This window comes from Arthrobacter sp. MYb214 (assembly GCF_002979865.1).
In the GTDB taxonomy this organism is placed as follows: domain Bacteria; phylum Actinomycetota; class Actinomycetes; order Actinomycetales; family Micrococcaceae; genus Glutamicibacter.
The window spans coordinates 35,417-55,578 of record NZ_PCPZ01000001.1 but is presented as its reverse complement, the minus strand read 5'-3'; the positions used below and the strand labels follow the sequence as shown (position 1 = coordinate 55,578).

The following is a 20,162-nucleotide window of genomic DNA, read 5'->3' as shown; positions in this document are numbered from 1 at the left end:
AGAACTTTTCTGTTCCGGGAAGCAGGATTTTCAGCTTAAGAGCCCGGAGACGCAGGAAACTACAGCCGAGGCCACCTGGCTGATCTCATTTTCTTTTGCGGTGCGCATGAACGAAAGACGGACAGCAGTATGGGCCAGTTCTTCTTCATAGCCCATCGCAGTGAGTACCGCCGAAGGATCGGTCGAGCCTGCTGCGCATGCAGAACCTGAAGAGCATAGGACTCCCCTGCGGGCCAATTCAATCAGCACAGTTTCACCGGCGGTCTTCGGGAAAACGAAGGAGACTATGCCTCCAACACGATGTTCCGGATCCCCTGTCAGCTGGACGCTGCCCGGATGCTTGGCATTGAGTTCCTTGAGAATCCGTTCAACCAGGTACGGGCCAAAGCTTGCGCCCAGTCCTGCTTCGCGCTGTGCGGTCGCTGCCTGCAATGCCGCGGCTATGCCCACGGCAGCGGCCGGGTTCTCGGTTCCCGAACGCATTCCGCCCTGCTGTCCGCCACCGTGCAGCAGCGGCACAAAGCGATGCTTGGCGGACAGGTACAGTGCTCCGCTGCCCTTGAGGCTGCCGAGCTTGTGCCCGGAAATGCTCAATGCGTCCACTGCGGCGCACAACGGCTTGAGATCGATCCAGCCGGCGCCCTGCACGGCGTCCGTATGCATGATCGCCCCAGCGTTGCGGGCCAGTTGGGCAACCTGCACTACCGGTTGAATGGTGCCGACTTCGTTGTTCGCTGCCATCACCGAAACCACGGCAACAGCTGCATCGATCAGCTGGCCGGCCGCATCCAGATCGACCAGCCCCGTGGCCGATACCGGGATGATGCGGTGTTCGAATCCGTGGAATTCAACAAGGTACTTGCAGGCTTCCAGTACCGCTGGATGCTCAATGGAACTGGAGACCACCACGCGTCCGCGGGGGTTGGCCAAGGCCGCCCCGATCACGGCGGCATTGGCCCCCTCGGTGCCGCCGGAAGTGAAATAGACTTCCTCTGCTGCCACGCCCAGCTGGCTAGCCACCTGGGTTCTTGCCCAGTCGTTAGCCCGCTTGGCCTGCTGGCCTGCTTCATGCAATGATGCCGGATTGCCGAAATCTTTGGTCAGCAACGGATTGAGCATGTCGAGTACGTCTTGGCGAGGCGGCGCAGTGGATGCGGCATCCATGTAGATCATGCAATAACCATATCCAGTCCAAGGTCAATCGCTTTCACCGAGTGCGTAATGGCCCCCGAGGAAATGACATCAACACCAGCTTCAGCGACAGCCACGACTGTTGCGGCGTTGATATTTCCGCTGGCTTCGACCACTGCTTGCCCGTTGATCAGTTCAATGGCTGCGGGAATGTCTGCCGGATCAAAGTTATCCAGCATGATGATATCCACCCCGGCGGCGAGCACTGCTGGAATCTGCGCAATTGAATCCACTTCAACTTCCATCGACGTGGTGTGCCCCAGCCGCGCACGTACGGATTTCAGGGCAGCGGTAAGCTGCTCTCCGTTATCCAGCAAAGCCAGGTGGTTGTCCTTGGCCATGAAAGCATCCGACAGGTTGTCACGGTGGTTGACTCCTCCACCGCAGCGCACGGCGTAGCGTTCAAGGACGCGAAGTCCCGGCGTTGTTTTCCGGGTATCGACAATGCGGGCTTTGGTATGCGCAACCAGGCAGACGAGCTCAGCGGTCGCCGTGGCGATGGCACTCATGCGCTGCAGGAGATTGAGCCCCACGCGTTCAGCGGTCAGCAAGCTCGCCGCCGGCCCGGTGACCTTGAGCAGGCTGTCACCGGCGGCAAACGTGTCTCCGTCGGCAATCAGCTGTTCCACCTCCAGCTGCAGATCCACTAGCTGCATTGTCCGGGTGAATACCGCACCTCCGGAGAGTACGCCTGGTTGGCGGGCCTGCACCACAGCAGTCGCTGTCGCACCTTCGGGAACGATGGTCAGCGCGGTGATGTCGCCGCGGGGATTGTCCTCGGCGAGCGCCAGCTCGATGATGCGGTCCATGGCCGCTTTCGGTACCGGATGGGTCGAAGTGTTCACGCGTTCAATTCCTTGCTCAAAAGGTTTTCATTGTCCAGCTCGCTTGGGTGCAGAGTCCAGCCATAGCGCACACCCTCATCTGGCTGGCTGCTGGTGAATTCGGTTGAATCCAAGCGATGGTGCGCACCCAGGCTTTTGGTGCGTGCCATGGAACCTGCGGCGATGATCCGTGCGGTGGTCCACAGGTTGCGCAGTTCCGATTGCTCGCGGGCAGTAGCAGCTACAGGCGCGCTCGTTGCTAGCAGCTGGACCATTTCTTCGAGCTGCACGCCGGTGCGGTAGACACCAAGTTTGCTGCTGGCTGCCGTTTGCAACTGTTCAAGATCCAGGGGTGCTTCCGGGCTTGGCGCGCTGATCTCCTGGACCACCAGCCTGCTGATATCGCACCCGGTGTCGGGAGCTTCGCCGGCCATGGCGGCAATGGCGTTCCGCGCAAAAACCATGGCCTCCAGCAAGGAATTGCTGGCTAGGCGGTTGGCGCCGTGGACTGTCGTGTTGGCGCATTCGCCGGCCGCATAAAGACCGGGGACAGAGGTTCGTCCTGACGTGTCGGTGTAGATCCCGCCCATGAAGTAGTGCTGGGCCGCTACTACCGGAATCAGGTCATGAGCCATGTCCAGGCCGGAGCCGCCCACGGTGCAATTCGCGAGCTTGGCGGTGATGGATGGGAAACGGCGAGCGAGGAATCCGGAGCCGCGCGTTTCTTCCACGGCCCGCGCATCAAGGTACACCTGGTGTCCGGCTTGGATCTGCTCATGGATGCCTCGGGCCACGACATCACGAGGTGCCAGCTCAGCATCCGGGTGAATTCCAGGCATGAACCGCTGCCCTGCGTCATTGACCAGGATGGCGCCCTCGCCACGGACGGCTTCGGAAACCATCCCGGCTTCGGGATATCGGGCCGGGTCAACCAGTGTCGGGTGGAACTGGACGAATTCGGCGTCCGCGATGACGGCACCTGCCCGGGCAGCCAGTCCCAGGCCGTCGGCGGTTGCTCCTCGGGGATTGGTGGTCGCTGAGTACAACTGGCCCAGTCCGCCGGTAGCCAGCAGTACTGCGCTGGACGGGAGCAGCTGCTGTGCATCGTGGCGCAAGTAGTGCACCCCTGAGACTCTTCCGTCCTGCAGCTGCAGTTCGGTGGCAAGCGCGTCCTCGATAATACTGAGCTTCTTGGCAGTCTCCAGCTGGCGCACGGCACCAACCAGGGTTTGCACCAGTGAAGCGCCGGTGGCATCCCCGTTGATATGCAGAATCCGGTGCGCGCTGTGCGCGGCTTCAAGGCCAAGCTGGTAGGAACCGTCTGCGTCGCGGTCAAAGGCCACTGCATAGGATTCCAAAGCCTGCACCAGCTCTTCGCCTGAGGTACACAGGTGTTCCACCGGCCCCACGCCGCAGTGGCCAGCGCCAGCTTTGAGCGTGTCGGCAACGTGTTTGGACACGGAGTCGCCTTGGGCCATGGATGCTCCGGTAACAGCTGATAGCCCGCCCTGCGCGAGCTCGGAGTTCGAGTCCCCCAGTTTGCCTTTGGTCAGCAATACCGGCTGGATGCCCAGCTCTACGGCTTGCAAGGCAGCGCACAGGCCGGCCACACCGGAGCCGACGATCACCAGCTTCTTCGGTTCTTGTTGCCCCTGGCTCATGGCTTGGCAGCTAGCATGCGCTCCAGGGCGATCTTTGCATCCCCCTGCTGTTCCTTCGGCACGGAAATCTGGTTGACCACTCGTCCGGCAACCAGCTCTTCGAGCACCCAGGCAAGGTAGCCCGGGTGGATTCGGTACATCGTGGAGCAGGGGCAGATCACCGGGTCCAGGCAGAAGATGTTGTGCTGCGGGTACTGGGCAGCCAACCGGTTGACCATGTTGATTTCGGTGCCGATGGCAAAAGCAGTTGGCTCGGTAGCAGCGGCAATAGCCTTTTGGATGTAGTCGGTAGAGCCTGCTTCATCTGCCGCGTCCACAACTTCCATGGAGCATTCGGGATGCACAATCACGCGCACGCCGGGGAAATCCTCACGCGCCTTGGCGATCTGCGCGGGGTTGAAGCGCTTGTGCACGGAGCAGAAGCCGTGCCACAAAATGACCTTGGCATCGAGCAGGGTGGTGGCTTCGTTCCCGCCTAATTCCTTGCGCGGGGTCCACATCGGCATTTGCTCCAGGGAAATGCCCATCGCCTTAGCGGTGTTGCGTCCAAGGTGCTGGTCCGGGAAGAACAGGACTCGGCGTCCCCGCTCGAAAGCCCACTGAAGAACAGTTGCAGCGTTGGAGGATGTGCAGACCAGTCCTCCGTTGCGACCGACAAAGGCCTTGAGTTCTGCAGAGCAGTTCATGTAAGTCACGGGAATGACCGGCATCCGCCCGTCATCGGCTTCATCTGCATACAGGGCGGTGAGCTCTTCCCAGCACTGTTGCACGCTCGGACCGTCTGCCATGTCCGCCATGGAGCAGCCTGCTGCAAGATTCGGAAGGATCACCGACTGGTCCTCACGGCTGAGAATATCTGCCGTTTCGGCCATGAAGTGCACCCCGCAGAACACGATGGCTTCGGCCTTGTCGCGGGTCAATGCGGCGTTGGCCAGCTGGAAGGAGTCACCCACGAAATCTGCGTACTTCACGACTTCATCGCGCTGGTAGAAGTGCCCGAGGATCACTGCCCTGTCCCCCAGGGTTTCCTTGGCTGCCCTGATGCGGGTATCAAGCTCTGCGTCGCTGGCCTCCAGGTATTCCTCCGGGATCGAACCCTGCACCGGGTAACCCGCTGGAATCGAATCCGCTTGGGAGGCACCTGGCCCGTAGCCTGCGGGGGTGTCCCACGGGTTGGAGGCCAGGTCGGTGGAACAGGTGGAAGCCGGAGCCAGCAGATTGAGCCGAGCGATGTTCTGGGCTACCGAGGCGTTGGCGTTGTCAGTGATTTGGGTGCTCATGGGTTCGTCCGTTTCTTGCAGGATGACGGTGAAAAGTATGGATGGTGCTTGCTAGTCGTGCAGCGGGTCGACTTCCAACGGGTCAGGTCCGTGGCCAACGTAGCGGTATAGCCGTGGTGGCCGGTGCTGTCCGCCAGCCAGATATTCGTCGGTCTCCTCAATGGATGCCGTGCTCTTGAGCGTTCGGCGGAAGTTCGCAGGGTCCAGACGGCGTCCGAGGATGGCTTCATAGACTCCGCGCAGGGCCGCCAGGGTGAAGCGTTCGCCGAGCAGCCGATGGGCTATCTGCCCGTATTCGGTTTTGTTGCGCAGCCTCCACATGGCGTAGTCCAAGATCTCCCGGTGGTCGAAAGCCATCTGGGCAATCTGCGGGTCATCGATATCGAACCAGGCCACGTTGTCGTCTTGGACGGTGGCGCCCACTTGATCTGCGTTCAGCAGCGCAAAGTAGGCGATGGTGACTAGGCGGTGGGTTGGCGAGCGGTCGATATCGCCGAAGGTGTAGAGCTGTTCCAGGTAGGTGGGGCGCAGGCCCGTGGTTTCGTCAAGGTTGCGCCCGGCCGCTTGGCCGAGGGATTCGCGCGGATCAACGGGTCCGCCTGGCAGCGCCCACATTCCGGTGTGGGGTTGGCGAATGCGGCGTACCACTGGCAAGCAGAGTTTGTCGGGTCCGCCATCCTTGCCTTCACGGATTCCCAGGATCACAGTGGAGACCGCAAGAGCGGGTGGGAGGTTGCGGCGTTCGTCGACATTCGCCCAACCCGGTACGGATGACATTTCTTATTTGCCTCGTTTTCAGCACATTCGGATTCGTTAGAGTCATTCTGACATTAACGCTCTTCAGGCGCTAGCCCAGACCACATTTCGAGGGAGAATGGCCTATGATCAATGGCATGACATTGGATCTGAATCTTCGAGTGGTTCGCGCAAACACTGAGGTGAAAAGCCCATCCGTGCTTTTCATCCACGGCTTCGCCTCATCCGGCGAACTGAATTGGGACCGCTCGCGTTGGCTGAAATATTTCACTGATGCAGGACGAGATGTCCTTCTGGTTGACTTGCCCGGCCATGGAGAAGATCCTCGCCGCAATGACGGCAGCTGGGCGCCAAGCCAGATTCGCCAGGCCCTCGCTGCCATCGTGATGGATCTGGATGATGGTCCCGTAGACGTCATCGGCTACTCTTTGGGTTCCCGGCTGGCTTGGGAGTTCGCCGCTTTCAATCCGGATTTGGTGAATCATCTGGTCATCGGGGGTCCAGGAGCCGGTGATCCGCTGGCCGCCTTCGAATTGGGCCAGGCCCGCGCCTACGTCGAGACGGGCGAAAAGATCCATGACGACTACACCGCCGCCATCATGCGGATTGCCGAGGCTGAACCGTCCAATGATCTATCAGCGCTCTTTGAGCTGATAGAAGCAATCAAATCCGAGCCTTACGATCCGGCAGCCAAGGTGCCGTCAGTTCCAACCTTGCTGGTCGCCGGAGACCAGGACGATCTCGCGACGACCATGCCGCATTTGCGTCGCCTCCTGAAAGACGTAGGAACACGCAATGAAGTGCTGTGGCTGTCAGGTCGCAATCACGCCAACGCTGTGACCAGTCGCGAGTTCAAAGAGAGAGCCCTTGAGTTCGCGAAGTCCTAGGCGCATTTTCAAAACCATTTAGCTGCCCTATAGGTGCGCCCTGAAACCAATTCAATCAACACCTGAAATGCATCCAACCATCTGCAAATCAGCAACCGTAAGAATTGTTGAATTCGTCATCTCCGTTCAGCCCTTTCGGTCGATCCATTATTGACATAGATCGCGAATTGACTAATTCATCCAACTCCACGTTTTCAACTACACTAATCACGTTACCCGTCTGCTCTCTGGCGGAGCTAAGTTCTTTGAATTTTTCTGATAAACGTGTCATTTCCAACGGCATCATTTCGCTTGATTCTCTTGACTTAATCAGGACGGCGTTCACCAGTAGTGCGGCACTACTGAATGCATTCCATTTTTTCTGCACACCCGCAAGAATCTTCTTCCCGGAAACTACCTTTCGCCAGTCATCATTCCAGAGTTCATCGATAAATTCTTCAATTTCGCCTCGCATAACCGAATAATTATCGACCCTAAAACTCAAATCATCGAACTGAGCAATTAGTCTTCCATGAACCCTATCAATCGCCTTCCTGGGAGTTTCACTTGATGTTGAACTGACCTGTAGGCGGCGGATTCCATATTCAACAAATTGATCATACGAGGCATTTTTATTCTGTTCGGCAAGTTGCTCCATAAACCTCTCTACGTCTCCAATCTCGGCACCTGTGGGCTCCAAAACCTTCGCTATAAGAGAAGCGTCAAGGAAGACATTTTCAAACATTCGGAAATTCCAGATAAACAAATTATCCTTGTTTGACTGGGATCGATATTCAGCTTCTAGATAAAAATCACGGTCAATAATACATATCCAAGGTATCGGGAGTCCTAATGCTTCCATTGAACCGTGTAGTTTCAACACGTTTTCCCTACTCCCCGCAACGATTACCTTCGCCCGGGCGAAGTAGTCAGGGAAAGCCAAGCTCAAGCGAGCTTTATCATGCTCCCCTTCGATCACTACCATGAAATCAAATTGGAATAGCTCTCGCTTAGTGACGCCAAGCTCCGCGAGCAATCCGGCCGTGTCATCGGCATCCATAATCTTCGTAATTTGATTACCAGGGACATTCCAAGCACCTTCTACCACAAGCACCTTGTCCATCTGTGCCGCGGAAATAAGATTAGCTGAATGCGTCACTACCAGTAGCTGCCCCCTATCAGCTACATGCATCATTGCTTTTAGCACTGCGAGCTGAAGCGATGGATGCAAATGCTTCTCCGGCTCATCCAACAACAGCACCCCGCCGTTCGCGGAAAGCTGGCTCACATAGTACAGCATTCCCAACATCTCACGTTCACCGTTCGATAGGTCTTCGAGCCTGTGAGTTGCACCGGACGTCAAATGAACGTTAATGAAGGTTTCAACTGCCATCGGATCAAACTTAGGTTTAAGAATGCCTTTGCCAGTTGCTTCCATAAAGATCTCCGCGAGCCGGTCATACTCTCCACGCTCGGCATGACCATCACGCGCTGCAATGAAATCCCTGTAATCCAGTGACGTGAGATATGTGCCAATATCCGGCATCTGCATGGAAGATTTCCACCGGATTTCCTGTTCGTACATCCTTCGACGGTCATCAGCTACCGATGTACGATCTAGCATTTTGAGATCTACAGATGTACTTGTATCAATGGAAACTTGCCGTCTGGCCGAAAGGAGATCGATACTAGTAAAAGGATGTGATCGAGAAAAGACTGGATTCATCAGTGTTTCCAGAACTTCATCTTGCTCCGAGTAGAAGCCAGATTCCTCAGAGTTCAAAGACATAACTTCTAGAAGGTGTTCAGCCTTATGCTCCGCTCGGCTCATCCCCCTTGCATCTCGCCAAGAGTCGATTGCCACTTTCTCAGATTGTTCTAGTTTCACGGCAATTCTTATTCGGAGACTAGCCCCATATGGTCCCACCAAATCCGGAAGATTAATATTTCCAGACCATACGGCTGCGATTGCTTCCAGAACCAGACTTTTCCCGGTACCATTTCGCCCAGTTATGAGCACCAAAGGACTCTCGTCAAGGTTCTCGGCCTTGGCATTTCTAATTCCCCTATAATTATCAATCTCAAACCATCTAATTCGCACGCTCACACCTTCCTAAAATTTCCATAGAATAATTCGGCATTTTATTAAATGGTACAATAAATGGCCAATCTGGTCCTTGATCATGAAATATTGGAAATTAATCCTTGAATGCTGTCGAATTACCGCGGCGTGTACATCAACAGGGTCAAGTCCGTGGCTTCCGTCGGCGTCAGGTTGTGCTGCTCGTAGCGCGTCAGCCCCAATTTAGGGTGCCGGAACACCCGTTCACCAGTACGGAAACCGGCAACGTCCCGTTCATTCCAGATAGCGGCGAATTCCGGGGAGGCCGCCGAGACCCGGGCAACAATGCCGCTGTCCCCCGATGGGCTGAGCCATCCACGCGTTTCGGCACGGAAGCTTCCCACAAAACCGCGGCTTTGCACTTCCCAATCCGGGAGCATCTCACGCAATTGCGCATCGGTGAAAACGAGCCACAACAGGTTCCGATCTTCGCTGTCCAGTGAAGCCACCCGCGGATACAGCTGTTCATAGGCCTCATTCCAGCCCAGGATGGTCCAGTCGGCGGAGAGCAGGAAGGCCGGGAACTGCAAAGCATCGAGCAAACGCTGCAGGGCTGGAGTCATGCCGCCGGTGCCAATCGGGTCAAGCTCACCGTGCCCTGCCAGAGAAAACAGGTACGAGGATTCCACCGGGGTGAGCCGGAACAGCCGTGCCAAGGACTGCAGAACCTGGCGCGAGGGATTGATGTCGCGGGCCTGCTCAAGCCAGGTGTACCAGGTAACAGAAACGCCGGCCAAGGTGGCGACTTCTTCGCGGCGCAGGCCGCGCACCCGGCTGCGTCCGATCTCCGGCAGTCCATGGGAAGCCCTGTCAGCCCGGGCCCGGCGGTCCTTGAGGAACGCGGCGAGTTCTTCGCGACGTCTTTGACTTGGAGTCACGGGGTAAACCTCATTGCATGGTAGTAGTACTACTAGTATCGTCACCGTCTGGGTTTGAGGGCAAATATATGGTGAGATTTTAGGTATGACCACACTTCGTTCACACACTGTCACCCATGGCCGCAATATGGCCGGCGCTCGCGCACTGTTCCGCGCAGCCGGCGTGAACGGCGCTGACCTCGGGCGCAAGCCGATTATCGCTGTCTCCAACAGCTTCACTGAATTCGTTCCAGGGCACACCCACCTGCAGCCGGTAGGCCGCATTGTCTCCGACGCCATCACCGCCGCCGGTGGCATCCCCCGCGAATTCAACACCATTGCCGTGGACGACGGCATCGCCATGGGCCACGGAGGCATGCTCTACTCGCTGCCATCGCGCGACCTCATTGCCGACTCCGTGGAATACATGGTCAATGCCCACTGTGCCGACGCGCTGATCTGCATCTCGAACTGCGACAAGATCACCCCGGGCATGCTGATGGCCGCATTGCGCCTGAACATCCCTACGGTCTTCGTCTCCGGTGGACCGATGGAAGCCGGCCGCGCCACTTTGGTTGACGGCACCGTGCGCACCTTGGACCTGGTGGACGCCATCTCCGAGGCCGTGAACGAGAACGTATCGGATGCAGACCTGCTGCGCATCGAAGAGTCGGCCTGCCCAACCTGCGGCTCCTGCTCGGGCATGTTCACCGCCAACTCGATGAACTGCCTGACCGAGGCCATGGGCTTGTCCCTGCCGGGCAACGGCTCCACCCTGGCTACCCACACGGCCCGCAAGGACCTGTATGAAAACGCCGGCAAGCTGGTAGTCGATATCGCCAACCGCTACTACGGCGAAGACGACGAGACGGTCCTGCCACGCAGCATCGCCACCAAGAAGGCCTTCGGCAACGCCATGGCGCTGGATATCGCCATGGGCGGTTCCACCAACACCATCTTGCACCTGCTGGCCGCCGCCCGCGAGGCCGGCGTGGAATTCGGCCTCGATGAGATCGATGAAGTGTCCCGCCGTGTCCCGTGCCTGGCCAAGGTTGCACCCAACGCTGCCGGCAACGGCACCATCTACTACATGGAAGATGTCCACCGTGCCGGTGGCATCCCCGCAATCCTCGGCGAGCTGCGCCGCGGCGGCCTGCTGGATGAAACCGTGCACACGGTTCACTCGGCAACCCTGGGCGAATGGCTCGATGACTGGGATATCCGCAGTGGCAAGGCCAAGGAGGAATCCTTCGACCTGTGGCACGCGGCCCCGGGCGGCGTCCGCTCCTCCACCGCATTCTCGCAGTCCGAGCGGTGGGCGGCGCTGGACACCGATGATGCAGAAGGCTGCATCCACTCGGTTGAGAACGCCTACTCCAAGGACGGCGGCTTGGCCGTACTGCGCGGCAACATCGCCGTGGACGGTGCAGTGGTCAAGACCGCTGGCGTTGACCCTTCGATCTGGACCTTCTCCGGCCCGGCAGTGGTCTGCGAATCACAGGATGAAGCCGTCGAGAAGATCCTGAACAAGCAGGTGAAGGAAGGCGACGTAGTAGTCATCCGCTACGAAGGTCCCAAGGGCGGGCCGGGCATGCAGGAAATGCTCTACCCCACCTCGTTCCTCAAGGGCCGCGGCCTGGGCAAGGCCTGCGCACTGATCACCGATGGCCGCTTCTCTGGTGGTACCTCGGGCCTGTCCATCGGGCATGTCTCCCCGGAGGCTGCTTCGGGCGGCATGATCGCCCTGGTGGAAGATGGCGATACTATCTCCATCGATATCCCGACCCGCGAGCTGACCCTGAACGTCTCTGACGAGGTCTTGGCACAACGCCGCGAGCGCTTGATCGCTACCACCGGCTACCGCCCGAAGAGCCGCGAGCGCGTGGTCTCCCCTGCGTTGCGTGCCTACGCCGCCATGGCGTTGTCCGCTGACAAGGGTGCAGTCCGCGACGTGGATCGCGTAGAACGTGCCATGCGCGAAGCCGATGAGCGTGAAGCCGCAGCCCAAAGCGCAGCCCAAATCTAGCCAGAAGGCTTGACCATGGCAACAGGCCCGGACCACTTATGCGAATAAGCGGACCGGGCCTGTTCTGTTTCCAAGGCACTAGCCCCGAAGCAGCAGGGATTGTTCCCCGCACGCCGAATGCCGGCCCTGCCCCGAAAGGCAAGACCGGCATCCAGTTGGCGCGCGGACTATGGGTTCCGGCGACGGTACCGAAGCAGGATCAATGCTCCGGCGATAATCACCATCCCTGCAGCCCCTGCCAGCCACAACGAGCCCTGGTCAAGGCCGGTTGCCGCAAGCGGTGCTGGCGGGGCAGGTGGTGCTGCCGGCGCTGCCGGCGCTGGCGGAGCCGGAGGAACCGGTGGTGCCGGTGGCGCTGCCTGCGGAGCCTCGGAGCAAACTTCCACGTCCGCCGAATCCGAATTGTTCCCATCCTCGCCGGACTTCTCCGGTATCGAGGCCGTATTCGTCATCGTCTGGCACTTGCCGGCTACGCCGTCCAAGACCAGTTCGTACGTGAACTTCTTGCTCTGTTCTTCGGCCTTGGCCGTGCCCAGTTCCCGCGGCTGGCCGGGATTGGTGTAGTCATCGAAGACCGTCACCATTTCATCGGTGGCCGTTGCCGCCTCGAATTCCAGCGGAGCCTTGGCACTGACCGTGCGGGTTGTCCCCTCCACGTCGGTCCAGCTGGCGTTCACCGTGTTCTCGTGGCCGGTGTAGTCGGCCTCGGCAACAGGTGTTTCGAAGGTGCAGCTGTACTTCACGGTGCGGGTTTCCCCGGCCGCAAGCTCCAGCTTCCCCTCCGCCAATCCTTCGATGGAGCAGCTGGCCCCGGCGATGGATAGCTTGTCTTCCAGGAGCACTTGCGTGTCCTTGAAGTCATTCGGATTGGCCACGGTGATCTCACCGGTGACGGTGAAGTCCTGGTCTTCGTAGCCCTCCAGCATCGCCTGGACCGTGTACTTGGCCGTGGCCTGCCCGTCCGGGTCAACCTCGAACTTCGTTTCCTTCGCCTCCTTGCGGGCCGACCAATCGTAGTCCCTGACGTACTGGGCGGCGGCGCTCTTGGCGATCATCAGGCCCTGCTCAATGCACAGTTGCAGGTCCACCGAGGATTCGTCCTTGCCGTTGCCGTCGGTACTCTCATGCACTGCCGCGGTATTGGTGTATACCGTGCAGGTTCCCGCTTCGGGTTCCAGCACCTGTTCGTATTCGAACTGCATGGGAGCTTGCTGGACGTGGACTTCTCCGAGCACCTTCGGTTCGGCGCCAGGATCCATCATGTCGTCGGTGACTCTCACCGATTCGTCCGTGACTGCATCGATCGTGAAGCCGATCGGTGCCTCGGCACGCACTTCGCGGTCATCGAAGGTGGCAATCACCGTATTGACTGCTCCTTCGAAGGCATCGGTGGAGAGCCAGCTAGCGAGGTCGCATTCATACCGGGCCCCCAAGTTCTCCCCGGCATCGAGCACGACCTGCAATCCAGCGGCCGCTTCATCGGCATCTTCCATATCGATCCGGCAGCTGGTGCCAGCGGTATCGCTCCGGTCTTCCAAGGTGGCGGTGATGGAACCGAAATCATTCGGGTTCTGCACCATCACTTCACCGGCCAGCCGCAAGTTCTGCTCAACGGCTGCGGTGTTGCGAGCCTGAACCCAGTAGTGCGCGGTGAAGGTTCCATCCCCGTTCGCGGTGAGCTTGCTCTGGTCGATCCGCTTCTCCACCTCCCATTCGTAATCCAGATCCACCAGTCCCTGCGCGGTCTTCTGCAGGCCCAGGGCCTTCTGTCCGCAGAGGGTGACGGTGGTCGAATCCTCGGCCCCGGTCTGCTGGATCACCGCGGTGTTGGTGAACTCGGTGCAGGTGCCGGCCTGGGCCTGGTGGCGCAGGGTGTAGTCGAAGTCGACCGGGGTGCCTTCGGCATTCCAGATCGCTTCGCCCAGCACTACCGGCGACTCGGGATTGGTCTTGTCATCGATGACGGTGACCTGCTGATCGGTTTCCGCATCCAGCAGGTAGTCCACCGGTGCGGTTGACGTGGCCACCGAACCCTCGCCCCAGGTTGCCGTAACCGTGTTGCTGCCGTGCAGCTGGCCGGGGGTGCCCGAGCAGCTGTAAGGCAGCTGCACCGTGGCGCCGGTTCCGTCGCTGCCCACCGGGACCGCGACTTGCAGGCCCCCGGTTTGCGGATCGGCGTCCTCGGCGTCGATGGTGCACGTGACCCCTTCGATGCTGATCTCATCGGTGATGGTGGCTACCGTCGAGGCTGCTGCGAAGCGGTTCGGATTCACCAGCACGATCATTCCGTGCACTTCATGGCCGGAATCCTCCGCTCCGTCCGGGATGGCCGACACGGTGTAGGAGAAGTCGGCGGTGCCGTCCTCGGCAACGATGGTTTCGGTGCGGTCAACCTTCTTCTCCAGGTCCCACAGGTAGGTCCGATCGAAGCTGGCTTCGGCATCTTTGGCAATCATCAGATCGAGCAAGCCGCATAGCTGCACGGTCGCCTCATCCCTCGGATCCTCCCCTGCCTGGATATCGACCCAGGCGGTGTTCGTGTAGCTCATGCATTCACCGGCCGGAGCATCATGCTCCAGCTGGTACTCGATGAGCACCGGCGAATCATCGATGTCCACGGTGCGCAGCAGCACCGGCTCCTGGGGATTCGACTGGTCATCCCAGATCTCGACCTGCCGATCGATGTGGGAATCAATGGCGAATTCGATGGGCACCTGCGTGCTCGATGCCCGGTCATCGCCCCAACTGACCGTGGCGGTGTTGGTGCCGCCGCTGTAGGAGCCGGGATCGACTCCCGCGGAGACATCGCAGCTGTAGCCGACGGTGATCGTCCCGTTGGCCGGGATGCCCACCAGCGATTCAGAGGTGGTGCAGGTGACCGCGTCCAGATCGACCACGTCCTGGATCGTGGCGTCGATGCCCGTGTACTGGTTCGGGTTGGTGATGGTGATCTGGCCTTCCAGCACCCATCCCGAATCCTCATACCCGGTGTTCTCCACCTTGACCACGTAGTCCACCGGTTCGCTGGCCGCCCCGTTGGTGGTGATCTCCTGGTCTTGGCCTTCGGCCAAGGACTTGTCGATCTGCCATTGGTAGGTGCGGTCGTACGCGGCTTCGACGGTCTTGCTGATCTCCAAGGCCGCCTCGCGGCAGGCTTCGGCGAGCGCATTGTCCGTCGCGGTGAAGCCGTCATCGCCGGTGAGTGTGGCGACGTTCTCGAAGACCTGGCAGGTGCCTGCCTCCTCCACGTTCCACGTCACCGAGTAGTCCCGGCTTTGCGGCCCATCGGCCACATCCACTGTCCACGCCGGATCGAACTCGTGGGCGCTGTCCGTGATGGTGACCGTGTCGTTCAGCGGCGTCTGGTTCCAGTCCTGTTCCGAGATCCCCACGGTGTCCGAGTCCTGGCTATTGGCCGTGCTCAGCGCCTGGGCGTCCCAGTCCACGGTGGCGGTGTTGCTGCCTTCGTAGTCCGGTTGGGATGCGAAGGTGCACGAGTAGGCCATCACCCATTGGGCCCCTGCGGGGATCACCGTCTGGAAGCCGGCTTGCTCGGCGGACATGTCAGCCACCGCTTCGCCCTGCACCCCGGTGATCGTGCAGGCCACGTCCCCGCCGACATCGGCGAAGTCCTGCACCGTGACCGGCGCGTCCTGCCAGTCGTTCGGGTTGGCCAGCGTGATTTCTCCGCTCATTGCCCAATTGCCGTCCTCGTGGCCTTCGGGGGTCACGGTGATCCGGTAGTTCGCGGTGGCTTCGCCGGTATTCGGGTTGGCTGCCAGCGGTTGCCCGGAGAGCAGTTCCTTGTCCAGCGACCACAGGTAGGAGCGGTCGAAGGAGGTCACGGCGTTCTTGGCGATATCCAGATCTGCTCCGGCGCACACCGTGGTGCTGGCCGAAGCCGTGTTCTCCTTGCCCTCGCCGGTGGCCTCATCGAGCACCGCGGTGTTGGTGTACTCGGTGCAGGTTCCGGCCACGCCCTGCAGTTCCAGGTCGTATTCGAAGGCCTTCGGCGATTCCCCGGCCATCGCGGTGCCCAGCACCACTTCCTGGCCTTCTACGGTTTGGTCATCGGTGATGGCGACTTCGCCGTCGGTCAGCAGGGCCTGCTCGAACCCGAAATCGACGTCCGTTTCAGCTTGGCGCTCCTGGCCCCAGGCCACGGTTGCGGTGTTCGTGTACTGGGCGGTGATGTCGGTGTCCGCCGGGACCTGGCAGTTGTAGCCCAGGGTGGTGCTTTCCCTGTCACCGAGCACGAGCTGGAAACCGCCGGCGCTTCCATCCGCATCGGTGCCCTCGATGGTGCAGCTGGCCGACGGGATGGAGAGCACATCGGTGACCGTGGCCGCCAGGTCCCCGACTTGCGTGTTCGGGTTGCTGATGGTGATGGTCCCGGACACCTGCTTCGCGCTGTCCTGCGCTTCGCCGGCGGTGGCCACTACCGTGTAGTGCGCGGTGACCGTGCCGTTGCCGGCGACCGTGAATTCGCTGCGGTCCACCTGCTTGTGAAGCGACCAGTCGTAGTCGCGTGCGTAGCTGGCGTCCACGTCCTTGGTGATAACCAGATTCTTCTGGTCGCAGATGCCCACGTCCTGCGAGTCCTCGATGTCCTCGCCGGCCAGATCCACCCACGCGGTATTCGTGAAGACCAGGCATTCATCACGCGGCACTTCGTAGGTGATCTCGTAGCTGAAGCTCTGCGGGGCGTCGGCGTAGTGGACCGTGCCCAGCAGTACCGGGTCCCCGGAAGGATCAGCCTGGTCATCCCAGACGCCAACTGATTCATCGGTGCTCTCATCCAGGGTGAATTCGATGGGTACCGGCTGGCTCTCAGCCTGCAGCCCATCACCCCAGGTGACCACCGCGGTGTTGGTGTGGCCGGTGTAGTCGGCCTCCGCCACGGCCGATGCATCGCAGTTGTAGTCCACGGTGATCGAGCCGCTGCGCGGCACCACCTGCTGCATGCCTTCCATTCCCGGATTCGTGTCCTCGGCAATGATGGTGCAGGCGGCCGAGAGGGTATTCTCGTCGCTGATCGTCACTTCGAGGTCTTCGAATTCGTTGGGATTGGCCACGGTAATGGACCCGGAAAGCTGCTGCCCGGAATCCTCGTAGCCGGTATTGTCCACCAGCACCGTGTAGTGAACGGTGGCGGTTCCGTCTTCCTCGACGACGGCATCTGGCGATTGGCCCTCGGCCAGCTGCTTGTCGATGCTCCACAAATAGGTGCGGTCATAGGAGGCTGTCACGTCCTTGGTGACGGTCAGCCCTGCCTGGCGGCACGCTTCGACTTGGGCGTCATCGCTCTTGACCAGCTGGTTGCTTCCGGTGATCGTGGCGGTGTTCATGAAGCTCTGGCACTTGCCGGCTTCCTCCACCGTCCAGGTGTATTCATAGGTCCGAGTCTGCGGTCCATCGGAGTAATTGATGGTCCAGGCCGGATCGAATTCATGCAGCGGGTCGGTCACGGTCACCGTCTGGTTCAGTGGTGTCTGCGTCCAGTCGCCTGCATCCACCGGTACAACTTCGGTGGCGCTGCCCGAAGCGGTGGAGGCCTCGCTGGAGGACCACGTCACTTCGGCGGTGTTGCTGCCCTCGTAATTCGGCTGCGATCCGAAGGTGCAGCTGTAGCTGAAGGTCAGTGTTTGGGAGGCATCCAGTGTTGCCTGGAAGCCCGGTGCCACCGGATCGGCGTCCAGCGTGTCCGGTTCGCCGGCAATGCCGACCACCTGGCAGGTTGCGTCCCCGCCCACATCGACCTGGTCGGTGACGGTCACGTCAATGGCTTGCCAGTCATTCGGGTTGGATACCGTGATGGTTCCGCTCATGGCCCAGTCGCTGTCCGAATAGCTTTCGGGAGTGACAGTGACGGAGTATTGCGCGGTGAATTCGCCGGTTTCCGGATCCGCGGTGAATGGCTGCTCGCCTACTGCGTCCTTGGCGATGCTCCAGTCGTAGCTGCGGTTGAAACTGGACACGACCAGCTTCTCGATGGCCAGGTCCTGGCCGATACAGACTTCCACGGTGGCATTGTCGGTCAGCGTTTCGCCGTCGTCTGCGGCGAGGCTGGCGATGTTCTGGTAGTCGGTGCATTCTCCGAGCACGCCGTCCCACTCGATGGTGTACGCGAAGGACTTCGGGCTTTCCCCGGCTGTAACGGTGTTACCGCCGGCGATGCCCGAAAGGTCGATTTCGCTATCGGTAACGGTGACTTCATCGTCGGTCACCGTTGGCGAGACGGACGCGAAATCGTAGTCGGCCGAGGCGCTGGCTTGGCCATCGGTGCCATAGTAGGCCTCCGGGTCCCAGGTTGCACTCACCGTGTTGGTGCCGGCGCTGGCGGCACTGGTTCCCTCGGGAAGGTCGCATTCATAGGTGAAGGAATTCTCGCCGGGCTGGATGGTCACCGGATTGGCGATCGGCGATCCGCCAGCGGAGATGACGCAATTGGCGCCATCGAGCTGGTCGGCCAGCGTGATCCCGGACATCTCTGTGTCATTCGGGTTCATCACGGTAATGGTGCCGGAGAGCTGGAAGTTGCTGTCCTGGGCCTCGCTGGCGGTGGCGACCACGTTGTAGTCGACGTCCACTCCGGTGGCCGTGGCCTTCACTGTGGCTTGCTGGCCCTGGGCCAGCGACTTGTCCAGATCCCAGTCGTAGTCGCGGTCATAGGATGCCTGCACATCCTTGTGGACCGTGAGCTCGTCGTAGGTGGTCTTCGTATTGGTGAAGGTACAGGTGACTTCATCGTTGTCGCCCAGCTCGAAGGTGATGGCCGAACCGCTGCGGATGGCGGCGGCGCCGGTGCAGGCGATCGAGGAAAGATTCCAGCCAGCTGGCAGGTCTACTTCAGTAATGGTTACCGTAGATGGCGCCACGGTGTAGGTAACGCGATCTGGCAGGCTCGCACCGGTATCGGAATCGGCGCTGTCATCGAGGTTGAATGCCGTCGAGTCACCGAAGCGGTCCTCGGCGAGGGTGAACCCGAAATCAGTGCCATCGGCAGGAACCGCGTCCTTGATGACGGTCACGAAACCTGCTTGGACCGCCCCGGCCTGGATCTGGTTATCGCGTTGGCCAACGGACTTGCAGTTCAACGACGAGATCAGGACGTGGTACGGCGAACCGTTGATTGAGGAAGCGCCGGTACCCGGGCCGTGATCCAGCTCCGAGGCGATATGCGCATCGAAGTAGAGGGTGACGCTTGACTCGTCGCCTTCTTCTCCGTCGACCATCAATGTGATGAAGACGGTGTCGACGCGGTCGTTCCCGGCGCCTTCATCGACAGTCCAGCCGGTGATGTTCGCGCCGTCCACTGTCTCGTTGAGCAAATAGTCATAGGCCCATTTGCCGGCCTGCTTGACCTGGTAATTGATGACCAGCTCGTTTTCGCCTGCGGGCAATGTCATTTCCAAGCGCTGGTGAACCACACCGCCCTCATAGAGCCCGTCGTGGACATTGCCGTTGGCGAAGGTGGGCATCTCATCGGACTTCTGCATGAAGGTGTCGACCGAGCCGTCTCCTTCGTTGTACTCGCAAATCCGCGGAGCACCTGACTCAAGGGCAGCGGCCGTGATCGGCTCGCGGGCCGCTGTCGAGGACCCGGTAGAATCTTCCGATTCCGAAACTTCGGCCTTCGGCTGCGCAAGTTCCGGTGAAGCCTTGTCCACTGGCTTCTTCTCTGTCTTGGGCGCAGCTGATTCCACAGGTTGCGCTTCGGGTGCCGGCTGCGTGGTTTCCACAGCTTTTGGCTTTTCTGGCTTCTGAGTTGCCGGTGCCGGTGCAGGGGCGGACTCGGGTTCGGCCGCTGCTTCTTCCTCTGGCGCCGAGGTCTTGGCGCTGTCTACTGCTTCGGCAGCTGGCTGTTCTTCCCCCGTGTCAGCCGTGGACGATTCGTCGGCTTCGGCCTTGGTTTCCTCGGCCGAGCCGGTGGCCAGGACCGATTCAGAGTTCTCCGGTTCAGTCCCCTGCTGTTTGGCCTCGACTTCTTCCCCAACAGAAGCTTCGGCAGCAACTGCCATGCCCGGAATGGTCATGACAAAGCACAAGGAAATCGACGAAATTATCGCCAAGCATCCTTTTAATAATCTGTTTAAAGCTGTTTTACGGCGCAAATTTGGCACAAAAGTGCCACGCCTTTGATGCCTAGACATTTCTCCCCCATACAAGAATGTCCTGAGTGGATCGCGCGGCGTGCAGGAGCGATCCACCCGAAAAAGAGCGAGCTATAGTAAGGCTTTGACCTCAGATAATGAAAGCCTGGCCCATGATTCAGCCACCCCATGTGGCTCAACTGCTCAGGATAAGTTCCCCAATGCATCTAAAGATGCGAAATGAATGCGAGTGTTTCAATTCGTCTTTAAATCCCCCAATTCAAGACAACGATATGCCGACATCCTACGCCGGCATTCGGCTTTGTGCCAGCAAATGGAAGGAAATAAATTTGGCTGAAAATGAAGCAATCGGTGCACTTCTTTGCCCATGGATTAAACGTGCTTGTCACCTGCCAAATTCACGATTCAGGCCCTAGCGGACAGCAATGAAGGTCGATGCTCTGCGACAGCGGCTTCGGCACCCCC

General features: G+C 59.8%; 10 protein-coding genes. 2 read left to right on the top strand and 8 right to left on the bottom strand.

Going from position 1 to position 20,162, the window contains the following annotated elements:
- Positions 1-30: 30 nt before the first annotated feature.
- The 5 genes from CQ012_RS00205 to CQ012_RS00185 are packed head-to-tail and all read right to left on the bottom strand — an operon-like array spanning position 31 to position 5,733.
- Positions 31-1,173, bottom strand: coding sequence for a cysteine desulfurase family protein (locus CQ012_RS00205; protein WP_105658047.1), 1,143 nt, complete (start codon positions 1,171-1,173; stop codon positions 31-33).
- Positions 1,170-2,036 carry a carboxylating nicotinate-nucleotide diphosphorylase gene (nadC, locus tag CQ012_RS00200; protein WP_181148885.1) on the bottom strand — a complete coding sequence of 289 codons (867 nt, stop codon included), beginning with the start codon at positions 2,034-2,036 and terminating at the stop codon, positions 1,170-1,172. The genes CQ012_RS00205 and nadC overlap by 4 nt, the downstream gene beginning before the upstream one ends.
- Complete coding sequence (gene nadB / locus CQ012_RS00195) at positions 2,033-3,676, bottom strand: L-aspartate oxidase (protein WP_105658046.1); 1,644 nt, start codon at positions 3,674-3,676, stop codon at positions 2,033-2,035. Before nadB ends, nadC begins: the two co-directional genes overlap by 4 nt.
- Complete coding sequence (gene nadA, locus CQ012_RS00190) at positions 3,673-4,956, bottom strand: quinolinate synthase NadA (RefSeq protein WP_105661085.1); 1,284 nt, start codon at positions 4,954-4,956, stop codon at positions 3,673-3,675. The genes nadB and nadA overlap by 4 nt, the downstream gene beginning before the upstream one ends.
- Positions 4,957-5,007: 51 nt before the next feature.
- The gene (locus tag CQ012_RS00185) at positions 5,008-5,733 is read right to left on the bottom strand and encodes an NUDIX hydrolase (RefSeq protein ID WP_105661084.1); all 726 of its coding nucleotides are present in this window, start codon (positions 5,731-5,733) and stop codon (positions 5,008-5,010) included.
- Positions 5,734-5,849: 116 nt separating this feature from the next.
- Here CQ012_RS00185 and CQ012_RS00180 point away from each other — a divergent pair, with 116 nt between their 5' ends.
- Positions 5,850-6,599 carry an alpha/beta fold hydrolase gene (locus CQ012_RS00180; RefSeq protein ID WP_181148972.1) on the top strand — a complete coding sequence of 250 codons (750 nt, stop codon included), beginning with the start codon at positions 5,850-5,852 and terminating at the stop codon, positions 6,597-6,599.
- Between the two features lie 88 nt (positions 6,600-6,687).
- Here CQ012_RS00180 and CQ012_RS00175 read toward each other — a convergent pair whose 3' ends face one another.
- A complete protein-coding gene (locus CQ012_RS00175; protein WP_353616141.1) occupies positions 6,688-8,679 on the bottom strand; it encodes an ATP-dependent nuclease in 1,992 nt (663 codons plus the stop codon).
- Positions 8,680-8,798: 119 nt separating this feature from the next.
- Entirely contained in the window at positions 8,799-9,578 is a 780-nt protein-coding gene (locus tag CQ012_RS00170) for a helix-turn-helix transcriptional regulator (RefSeq protein WP_105661081.1), read from the bottom strand.
- 85 nt (positions 9,579-9,663) lie between these two features.
- Between CQ012_RS00170 and ilvD the strand changes: the two genes are divergently transcribed.
- The gene (gene ilvD / locus CQ012_RS00165) at positions 9,664-11,583 is read left to right on the top strand and encodes a dihydroxy-acid dehydratase (protein ID WP_105661080.1); all 1,920 of its coding nucleotides are present in this window, start codon (positions 9,664-9,666) and stop codon (positions 11,581-11,583) included.
- Between the two features lie 167 nt (positions 11,584-11,750).
- On the opposite strand, the gene CQ012_RS00160 is transcribed toward ilvD, so the two are convergent.
- A complete protein-coding gene (locus tag CQ012_RS00160; protein ID WP_146112864.1) occupies positions 11,751-19,655 on the bottom strand; it encodes an LPXTG cell wall anchor domain-containing protein in 7,905 nt (2,634 codons plus the stop codon).
- Positions 19,656-20,162: the final 507 nt, after the last annotated feature.

What these genes read in the sequence shown, in the direction of transcription:
- CQ012_RS00205 (WP_105658047.1), bottom strand. Translation starts at nt 1,173, where the DNA reads ATGATCTACATGGATGCCGCATCCACTGCGCCGCCTCGCCAAGACGTA.
- nadB (WP_105658046.1), bottom strand. Translation starts at nt 3,676, where the DNA reads ATGAGCCAGGGGCAACAAGAACCGAAGAAGCTGGTGATCGTCGGCTCC.
- nadA (WP_105661085.1), bottom strand. Translation starts at nt 4,956, where the DNA reads ATGAGCACCCAAATCACTGACAACGCCAACGCCTCGGTAGCCCAGAAC.
- CQ012_RS00185 (WP_105661084.1), bottom strand. Translation starts at nt 5,733, where the DNA reads ATGTCATCCGTACCGGGTTGGGCGAATGTCGACGAACGCCGCAACCTC.
- CQ012_RS00180 (WP_181148972.1), top strand. Translation starts at nt 5,850, where the DNA reads ATGACATTGGATCTGAATCTTCGAGTGGTTCGCGCAAACACTGAGGTG.
- ilvD (WP_105661080.1), top strand. Translation starts at nt 9,664, where the DNA reads ATGACCACACTTCGTTCACACACTGTCACCCATGGCCGCAATATGGCC.